The sequence below is a fragment of the Deltaproteobacteria bacterium genome, from assembly GCA_016219225.1.
GTDB lineage: Bacteria > Desulfobacterota > RBG-13-43-22 > RBG-13-43-22 > RBG-13-43-22 > RBG-13-43-22.
This window is the reverse complement of the sequence record JACRBX010000246.1, coordinates 1-9,003: the sequence shown is the minus strand read 5'-3', so window position 1 is coordinate 9,003 and position 9,003 is coordinate 1. Positions and strand designations below refer to the sequence as shown.

Below are 9,003 nucleotides of genomic sequence, written 5' to 3'. Positions count from 1 at the left end.
CACTTTCCTGATTTCAGGGACCATAGGGACCCTGGTGGGGGCCCGCTTGGCCGACCGCTGGGGACACAAAAATTTTCTTACCCTGACCATGTTTCTGATGATCCCCCTCCTCATCCTCTTTCTTAAAATTCAAGGCTGGGGTACCTTCGTTATCCTGGCCTTGTCCGGCTTTGTCCTGATCGCCAGCTTTTCGGTTACGGTGGTCATGGCCCAGGATCTTCTGCCGGGAAAGCTGGGGATGGCCTCTGGTTTGATGGTCGGCTTTGCCATCGGGACCGGGGGATTAGGGGTGACGCTCTTGGGCTTGGTCGCAGATTTTTGGGGGGTCCCGGCCGCCCTGCAGACCTTGGCAGTCATACCCCTTATTGGATTCTTACTCTGCCTGCTTTTACCCACCGCCGCTTTTCATTCTCAGCGCCCAACGCCGGGATAATCCCGGCCAAAGCGACTAGGCGCCTAAAAATCAAGACCGGATCTGATTTTTATGGTATAGGGAATAAATGGAAAGAAAAATGATAAAAAAATTACTCCCCCAAAGTATAAGATCCCGGATACTGTTCACCCTGATCGCCCTGATCCTGACCACCCTCGCGGGGGGGATGGCAACGGTCTGGTACGCCGAATCCATCGGTTCCCTTTTCAACACCGTCATTGACCGGGATATCGTTTCCTTCGAAAACGCTGAGGAATTGGAAACCGCTCTGGCTATGCAGAAAGGGTTTACTACCTATTTTTTTCAGGATGGCAACCCGGACTGGCTGAAGCAGTTGGACCAATACCAGAGGATTTTTGAAGAAAAGCTTAAAAAGACCCGGGAATATGCCCGAACAGAAGCTATCTGGGGAATTTTGAATAAAATCGAATCGGAATACCTCCAATATAAAAACGCTCGCCAGGAAGTCATCCATCTTTTTCAAACAGGGCAGAAGAAATACGGGATTATCCTTCAACAAAAAAACCGGGGCCGTTTTTTAATCATCCACGATCTCTGCGAGCAATACAAGGAAATCCACCGGAAAAATATCGCTCAAGCCCGGGAAAAAGGCCAATTAAGGACCCGATACATCAATGCAGCGGCCTTGATCGCCATCCAGATTGTAATCATGACCGGGGCCCTTCTGGCGTATGTTCTTTTTAAGCAGATCCTGGGACCCATTCGCCAACTGACCCTTGAAACCGGACCGGGTGGCCATCAAATCCCGATATCGAATGAGGTCAGTGTTCTCAGTAATCAGGTACACAGTCTGATCGAAGATGTCGACCAGACACAGAACCAACTGGCCCGCAGCCAGGAGCACCTGGTCCAATCCGAAAAATGGGCGATGACCGGAAAGCTGGCGGCCGGTGTTGCCCATAGTATTCGGAATCCTTTGACCTCGGTCAAGATTCGCCTTTTTTCCATGGGCCGGGCCGTAGAGTTGTCCCCTACCATGAAAGAAGATCTTGAGGTGATTTCAGAGGAGATCGATCATATAGAATCCATTGTCCGGAGTTTTCTTGAATTTTCCCGGCCCCCCAAGCTGACGATGCAAAAAGTCAGCCCTTCCGATGTGGTCGATATGGCCCTCAGGCTCCTCCAGCATCGGCTGGAATCCCATGGGGTCAAGGTTGAACTGGTCCGGGAGAAGCCCTTGCCCGAAATCTGGGCCGATCCGGACCAGTTAAAGGAAGTCCTGGTCAATTTACTGGTTAACGCCTCGGAGATGATTGTGCATGGCGGGCTGATCCGGATTCTGGAAAAAGAAGAGGACGGAGGACCTGCCGGACGTTTATTGGTCCTGTACGTAACGGATAATGGTCCGGGAATACCGCAGTCGATTCAGGAAAATATTTTTCAACCTTTTTTCAGTACCAAGGAAGAAGGGACGGGCCTGGGCTTAAGTATCGCCTCCCGGATCGTAGAAAAACATAAGGGGACCCTGACCCTCCGGTCTCAAGAGGGGGAGGGGGCTACATTTATAATTTCCCTGCCTTATAGTGAAAATAGTTCGGAGTTCGTGGTGAAGAGTGAAGAAAAACCTTTAGTGGTTAAAGGGTTGACCTGAACGTGACAGCCTAAGGAAAAAATTCTATGGGTGTAATTCTGATTATTGATGACGATTATCAAATCAGGCAGAGCTTCGAAAAATTGTTGACCGAGGAGGGTCATGAAGTATTAACCGCCTCCAGCGGTGAAACCGGTTTATCCGTACTCCGCTCGGTTCTCCCGGACCTGGTTATGTTGGATGTGCGCCTGCCGGGAATGAGTGGAATCGAGACCTTTCTGGCTTTACGGGAGATTGAACCGAAGCTCCCGGTAATTATTATGACCGCTTTTGGAACCACCGAGACGGCGATCGAGGCCACCAAGTTAGGGGCCTTTGATTATGTGCTCAAGCCCTTTGATATTCCGGATCTCCTAAAACTCATCAATCAAGCCCTGGAGGCCAGTCGTTTCATGCGTTCCCAGGTGGACATCGATATCCTGCCGAAAACGGCGTCCCATGAAGTCATTGTCGGCCAGAGCAAACCGATGCAGGAGATTTATAAGGCCATTGGCCGGGTGGCCCCCACCGAGGCCACGGTTCTGATTCGCGGCGAATCCGGGACGGGCAAAGAATTGGTGGCCCGGGCCGTTTATCAACACAGCCTGCGGGTTAATAAACCTTTTCTGGTCATCAATTGTGTGGCCATCCCGGAAACGCTGCTGGAAAGCGAGTTATTCGGCTATGAGAAAGGGGCCTTTACCGGAGCGGTCAGCCGGCGGATTGGAAGGATTGAACAGGCCCATGGAGGGACTATTTTCCTCGATGAGATAGGCGATATGCCCTTTAGTATCCAGGCCAAAATATTACGCCTGCTTCAGGAAAAGAGCATTGAGCGCTTAGGCGGTCGGGAGCCCATCCCCGTGGATGTGCGGATCATCGCCGCCACCAACCGGGATCTGGAGGCCGGGCTGGCTGAGGGAAGGTTCCGGGAGGATCTTTATTACCGTTTGAAAGTCGTGACCATCCAGCTTCCGCCTTTGCGGGAACGCCTTCAGGATATCCCCCGACTGACCGATTATTTTTTGGACCGCTTCGCCCGGGAGATGGACATCGATAACCCGGGAATGTCCGAGGAATCCAAAACACTACTGAAAAACTATCACTGGCCCGGCAACGTCCGTGAATTGGCCAATACCATACAAAAAGCCCTGATTTTCAGCCGGGGCTACCCCATCCGTCCGGAGGATGTTTCCCAGGCAATCGGAGAATCGATGGTCCGGGAGCAGGAGCCGACGGTCAACGGGTCCATAAGACAATGGGCTCATAAAGCCTTGATGAATGAAAGGGGAGAAGACCGGTTTGATGTCTTGATAGACCGGGTTGCCGAAGCCCTTATCAGCGAAGCCCTGGACATCACCAATGGCAATCGAAGCCGGGCGGCCAAATTGCTCGGCCTTTCCCGTCCCACCCTGCAATCCAAAATCGAAAAGTATCGGATTAAACTGGAGACCTCGGTAAGAAATGAGGGATAAAACAAAAAAGGGGAGGCTAACCTCCCCTTTTCAAGAACACTTTATCAACAGATTACTGTAACAATTTAAGTTAGAATATAAACTGGAACTCCACACCACCCAACCATTCCTTGCCAAGATCGGGTTTGGCGGCATTGTTCGGCCTCTTGCCGTAATCATACATCGTGAATTCCGGAACCACATAGAAACTATCGGCTACTTTGTAGTTGATGCCTATGCCCACCATGGTTCGGGTATTGTTGTCATCCCCGGTCTTCCAGATATCGCTATTGCTGGCCTTATCATAGCCAAAATAAATATGGGGAGTGACCGGCCCGAAGGCATAGGCCAGATCCACGAACCCGTTCAAGGCCGTGGTATTCTTGACCTTCCCGGAAGCATCCCGCAGATAAAGATGAAAGGCACTTTGCGTACCCAGGGCGCCACTTACGTTCTGGCCGTAGCCGATCTGGGCCAGACCGGTAAAGCCGCCGGCAGACACCTTCACCGGAAATACCGCAAACCAGGTCGTCATGGTATCATCAAAACCGCCGGGCATTTTATCCCATTTGACTTGCTGATATAGACCGGCAGGATAGAGGCTGACCAACCCGAAGTTCATGGTCAGCTTGGCAGCCACGGCCGGCAAGGTGGCATAAGAGGTTCTGGTTTGATCGACGAAGGTATTGGGTTGCAATAAGGTAAGGGCATACCCAAAGGCCTTGGACACATTCTGGGTGAAACGCACTTGCGGGTTCCGGGTATCATAAATACCGCCCCAGCCATAGCCGCCGGTATGGCTGTTATTATTGGGCCCCATGTTTTGAAAAGGATTGATGGTGTATAAATAACTATCATCCTTACCGGCCCGGATCTCGCAATTGCCGAATTTATACCACCCATAAAGTTTACGGGTTTCAATATAATTGGTAACCCCCACACCGGAGCCCGTGGTGCCGGTAACTTCTCCACCATTACCTAATTCCCAGTAACCGCCGACATTACCCACTTCAAAAGATCCTCTGACTCGGGAATTATTGGTTACCGACGTGATGAACTGGGTTTGATCGTCCACCCCTGTTAAATTCTTATCCCGATTCCAATAACCGATATCGGTCTTGATAAAGCCGCCGATATACATCTTTTCCCCTTTGGCCCCATCGATGGTGAAGGCCCCGGCCGGCAAGGCAAAGGCGATTACCAGTGCCGACAGTAAAACAAGCCTCTTCATTTTTTTGATCATCTTTTTTCTTTTCTCCTTTCCTTATCTCTTTATGGTCAATTTTAAAAAAGGTGGTCTCTTAAGTCAAGGCAAAAAGCCTTGTTCCCAGTCTTTTCACACACCTGTAACGCTTTTGTAACATTTTATTAGATATTCCCCCCCTTTCTCAAATGATAAATAAGATTGCATTGGTTTAATCAAAATTTATGCCAACCCCCATTCTTTTCAACAGTTCGATAGGCGATTTGCTTTAGAAAGGTGTTTTCTGTTTTTGGGTTGGGAATTGAGGCCCTTATAATAGTCGAAAAAGGATTGCCTTAAAGAATCCGCCTTCAGGACTATAGGGCCGGCCTTTAAAAGGCTGCCAGTATTTTTTACAACCTGTAAAGGATAATGACCTCCAGAAGCAAAATTCCCCTCTTTTGGAAGGCCCTGAAAAATTTTTTCAAATACGCTAATCCCTTAATTTCATCTCCATTTATGGAATCCGGATCGGCTTTTTCCCTTTGGTACAGACTTTGCAAAAAACAGATTTTACAAAAATTTAAAGCCAAAAAGAAAAGAAGGAGGGACTTCATTATGGCAGAGGCATCAAGAGGAAAGGGGGCCATCAAGTTTATTTTCTGGGGGGTGGTGGCAGCAGGTTTGTTCTATTATGCCTTTCACACCTATAATACCGGGCAGATGGTCGCCTGGTACTATTACAAGTCTAACGCAGAAGGCTACGCGGTTAACGCGGATAACCTAAAGAACGCCACCAAGGGAAAACCGGCACTACTGGAGATCGGTTCTTTTGAAAAGATCGAGGGACTCCAGGCCGTCCCGGTTAAAAAAGGAGACCGGCTTCCCATTAATGCCAACGGCATTATTACTAAAGAGCAACTAAAAAAGGGAGAACGGGCCACAGTGGAGGATAAGTTCGTTAAGGTGACGGTCCCGGTGAAAATACGGGAGGCCAAGGGTTTTAAGTATAAGGATACCTTTAAACACAAAGGGATCCAAACCAATCCCTGGGCCGCAGCCTGGAATGTGGGCTTGATCCTGGTCTTAGGTTTCAGTCTGGGGCTCCTGGCCGAAGGATTCACCGATATGTTTGGATTAAAATTGGAAAAAATAGATCATTTCGAAGGCGCTCATTAAAGGAGGAGATTATGTTTGAATTTTTAATCGCAGGGATACAGGCCCCCATATTCTTGTTGGTCCTGACCGGGTTCACGGTAGGGATCGTCGGGGGATTCATCGGTGTCGGCGGGGGCTATATGGTCACACCGGCCCTGATCGTTTTCGGGTTTCCGGGCTATATGGCCTCGGGGATTGATATGACCCACATCGCCGGCAAAGGCGTTGTGGCCACCATCAGACACCGGCAATTAGGGAATATCGACTGGGTGCTGGGGTTGGCTATGATCGGCGGCACCATGCTGGGCGTGGAACAAGGGGTACGGTTACTCACCTATACCAAACATTTGGGGCTTTCCGGGATTATTTTGTTGACGGCCTCGGTTATTATCATGCTCGGGCTCTTTATCTATACCCAGATCGAGACCCGTCAGGCCCATAAAAAGATGGAGCAGATGGCCAAGGACGGCCAACATGTGGGGCGCGAAATGAACGTCAGCCGGGGGCCCCGGTTCTTTCAACGGATTCCCCTTTTCCCCATTGTCCGTTGCCGGGTGGCCAAGATCGTGGTTTCCATGTGGGTGATCGTGGTCGTCGGACTGGTTACCGGGGTTCTGGCTGGATTCCTGGGGGTTGGGGGCGGTTTTATCCGGGTTCCGGCCTTGATCTATATCGTCGGCGCTTCAACGCACATTGCCGTGGGGACCGACCTTTTGGAAATCGCCGTCTCCGGCGGCTATGGGGCCTTAAGGCATTCGATGATGGGCAATGTGGATATTATCGCCGTGCTCTTCATGATCGTGGGGGCCATGTTCGGCACCCAGTTCGGAAGCATCGCCACCTCTTATGTGCGTGGCCCGGCTATCCGCTATATCCTCAGTTATTCCTTGATACTGGCCACGGTCGGGGCCTTCCTGCGGCTCGGTTACATGATGACCGGGGCGAAATATGAGATCCTCTCTTTTTTAGCTGTAGTTTTTACCCTGGGGGAGATGATCTTTTTGTGCCTCTTTATCATTTCTCTGGTGTATTTTTCAGTACGCCATAAACATGGGAAATCCGTCCCGGCCTGGATACCGTCACTGGTGGTGGCCAAATAAAAAAACAGTTTGATCAAAGGAGGAGTGAAAGATGAAATGGTTTATCGATTCAATGCTGGGTTACTGGGTTCTGCTCCTGGCTATTTCTTTGGGTGCGGCGGCCGTGGTGTACGAAGTCTGGCTCCGCGGCAACATATAAGGGAGGTGCCTAAATGAAATTATTTCAGATTGTAGGCAATTTGATCCTTTACGGATACTTGGTCTGGTCACTTTATCACTCGACCATTGTTGAATGGGATCCGTGGGATGCCTTTGTCGTAGTCTTTGTTTTGTTCGTGGCCGTGGTAACCACCTTGATGCCCGGTCTGCATGCCGCTGGGACTTCACCGGGAGTCTATCCTTATGACGACTGAAGCAGAAGCCCTGAGACATAAAATCAGGGGCCTCTATCCTAAGCGGGAGCGAGGGGACCTGACGGAAAAGGTCTTTCAGCGGGAATTGATCGAGCGCACCGTGGATCTCTACCGGGTCCTGATTAAGGACCGGCTGGCGAAAGGAGAAACCATACAAAAGGAACATCATATATCCCGGGCCCATTTTCGACTGACCCAATCCGTCTTAAGAGAACCGGAACAAACGGCCGTCAGCCTCTTTTCCACCGACCGCCGTCTGTTCCGGATCCGGTCCTCTTTCTTGCCCAGCCGCCCGCCTACGGCCGATGAAAAAGATCAGACCCGTATTGAAGAGCTTCCTTTAGGGAAGATTCATACCCTATCCCTCCGACGGCAGGTCCGATGGGGGGAGGCCGGTGTGGGAGCGGTCATGGTGGCCTTTGCTCTCCTCTTCGCCCCCTGGCTCTCCATCACCGGCCCTTTTATGATCGGATTAGGGGCGGCCGGCGTATTGCACGGTTTGCTTCTGCCCACCCGCTGGATCGAGATTATTCCGCAGGAAGGGGGTCCCGCGACCGATCCGATTTTGATTTATGCCCTGAGAAAACGCAGTGCTCGTGATCTGGTCCAGTTTCTCCAGGTCAGAAAGGGGTCCGGGTGAAAGGGAAAAAGGTCCTTCTGGTTGATGATGAGGTGGATTTCACCTCCAGCCTGGGCAAGGTCCTCAGCCGCCGGGGATTTGAGGTTAAAACAGCCGCCGACGGGCTGGAAGCCATGGTACACATCGCGGATGAACCCTTCGATGTTATCGTCTTGGATGTCAAGATGCCGGGCATGGATGGAATCCAGGTACTGACCGAGATCCAAAGGTTGGCCTTAGAGACCAGAGTCATCCTGCTAACCGGACACCTTTCCGTAACAGATGAGGAAACCGGTTTAAAGGGAGGGGCTTATGCCTATCTCTTTAAACCATTTCCCATCTTGAAGCTGGTGGGTCTGATAGAATCCGCCGCCTCAGGCAATGGGGAAAAGGCATAACCGTTCGGCGTTCAGTGATAAAATAAAAAGATCATTGCCGGCAGGCAGAACATTCTGTACTCCTTTATCTCGATTCGTTATACTAACCCACCATACTCCTGGGGAAGGTCGCGAATTATGAATAGATTCAAGGCCAAGGTTTTTCATACTTGAAGCTTGGTATCAGTTTAGGTTTTTGAAAAAACGTCGATAATCTCTCCGTCATTCCGGTGAAAACCGGAATCCAGGTTCTTTTCCTCTCAGCATAACGCCTGGATTCCGGTTTTCACCGGAATGACGGTGTGCGAACGTCAGGATTTTTCAAGTGAAGTTTCAAGTTTTTCAAAGGGCTAAATTGTTACGAAACTTGCATCTTGAAACTTTATTTTCGAACTAAGTTACAAGGAAAACCCCTTTGACCCAAGAGCCCAATCAGAAAAAGATTCGATCGAACGATTGGCTTCATAACGCCAGGCAAAGCTTCCTCTTTTTTCTGGATGCCATCGGCCTTCTTCACCGGAGTGAGGCCATAACCCAGACCGCCCAGGTGGCCCGATTAAAGCTCTACCACGCTGAATTCCGCAAACTCCTTTCAGCCAATAACAGCTTTCTTGAGACTATGGCCGAGTTGGAGCACAAGCTTCTGAATCAGGAATTTGTCGACCTCCATTATATCAAGAGAAGGGTCTTGCAGACCATTGCCGACATTCACACAATGGTGGAGTCTTTGATCGT

10 protein-coding genes are annotated in these 9,003 nt (G+C 50.3%); 9 read left to right on the top strand and 1 reads right to left on the bottom strand.

The features are described 5' to 3' along the window. The 3 genes from HY879_20535 to HY879_20525 form a co-directional block, all read left to right on the top strand. A partial coding sequence (locus HY879_20535; protein MBI5605728.1) for an MFS transporter occupies window positions 1-433 on the top strand: 433 nt, incomplete at its 5' end. Between the two features lie 79 nt (window positions 434-512). Next, a complete protein-coding gene (locus tag HY879_20530) occupies window positions 513-2,045 on the top strand; it encodes a histidine kinase (GenBank protein MBI5605727.1) in 1,533 nt (510 codons plus the stop codon). A 26-nt stretch (window positions 2,046-2,071) separates the two neighbouring features. Beyond that, window positions 2,072-3,499: a sigma-54-dependent Fis family transcriptional regulator gene (locus tag HY879_20525; protein ID MBI5605726.1), complete on the top strand. Its 1,428-nt coding sequence runs from the start codon at window positions 2,072-2,074 to the stop codon at window positions 3,497-3,499. Between the two features lie 70 nt (window positions 3,500-3,569). Here HY879_20525 and HY879_20520 read toward each other — a convergent pair whose 3' ends face one another. Continuing rightward, window positions 3,570-4,721, bottom strand: coding sequence for a hypothetical protein (locus tag HY879_20520; protein ID MBI5605725.1), 1,152 nt, complete (start codon window positions 4,719-4,721; stop codon window positions 3,570-3,572). Window positions 4,722-5,279: 558 nt separating this feature from the next. Between HY879_20520 and HY879_20515 the strand changes: the two genes are divergently transcribed. The 6 genes from HY879_20515 to HY879_20490 form a co-directional block, all read left to right on the top strand. Beyond that, window positions 5,280-5,840 carry a hypothetical protein gene (locus HY879_20515; GenBank protein MBI5605724.1) on the top strand — a complete coding sequence of 187 codons (561 nt, stop codon included), beginning with the start codon at window positions 5,280-5,282 and terminating at the stop codon, window positions 5,838-5,840. A gap of 11 nt (window positions 5,841-5,851) precedes the next feature. Then, complete coding sequence (locus HY879_20510; GenBank protein ID MBI5605723.1) at window positions 5,852-6,919, top strand: sulfite exporter TauE/SafE family protein; 1,068 nt, start codon at window positions 5,852-5,854, stop codon at window positions 6,917-6,919. Between the two features lie 152 nt (window positions 6,920-7,071). After that, window positions 7,072-7,272, top strand: coding sequence for a hypothetical protein (locus HY879_20505; protein MBI5605722.1), 201 nt, complete (start codon window positions 7,072-7,074; stop codon window positions 7,270-7,272). Then, the gene (locus tag HY879_20500; protein ID MBI5605721.1) at window positions 7,262-7,912 is read left to right on the top strand and encodes a hypothetical protein; all 651 of its coding nucleotides are present in this window, start codon (window positions 7,262-7,264) and stop codon (window positions 7,910-7,912) included. The genes HY879_20505 and HY879_20500 overlap by 11 nt, the downstream gene beginning before the upstream one ends. Then, on the top strand, window positions 7,909-8,289 hold the full coding sequence (locus HY879_20495; GenBank protein ID MBI5605720.1) for a response regulator: 381 nt from the start codon (window positions 7,909-7,911) through the stop codon (window positions 8,287-8,289). The genes HY879_20500 and HY879_20495 overlap by 4 nt, the downstream gene beginning before the upstream one ends. A 394-nt stretch (window positions 8,290-8,683) precedes the next feature. Continuing rightward, the coding region (locus HY879_20490; GenBank protein ID MBI5605719.1) for a hypothetical protein at window positions 8,684-9,003 on the top strand (320 nt) is incomplete at its 3' end.

What these genes read in the sequence shown, in the direction of transcription:
- HY879_20530 (MBI5605727.1), top strand. Translation starts at nt 513, where the DNA reads ATGATAAAAAAATTACTCCCCCAAAGTATAAGATCCCGGATACTGTTC.
- HY879_20525 (MBI5605726.1), top strand. Translation starts at nt 2,072, where the DNA reads ATGGGTGTAATTCTGATTATTGATGACGATTATCAAATCAGGCAGAGC.
- HY879_20520 (MBI5605725.1), bottom strand. Translation starts at nt 4,721, where the DNA reads ATGATCAAAAAAATGAAGAGGCTTGTTTTACTGTCGGCACTGGTAATC.
- HY879_20515 (MBI5605724.1), top strand. Translation starts at nt 5,280, where the DNA reads ATGGCAGAGGCATCAAGAGGAAAGGGGGCCATCAAGTTTATTTTCTGG.
- HY879_20510 (MBI5605723.1), top strand. Translation starts at nt 5,852, where the DNA reads ATGTTTGAATTTTTAATCGCAGGGATACAGGCCCCCATATTCTTGTTG.
- HY879_20505 (MBI5605722.1), top strand. Translation starts at nt 7,072, where the DNA reads ATGAAATTATTTCAGATTGTAGGCAATTTGATCCTTTACGGATACTTG.
- HY879_20500 (MBI5605721.1), top strand. Translation starts at nt 7,262, where the DNA reads ATGACGACTGAAGCAGAAGCCCTGAGACATAAAATCAGGGGCCTCTAT.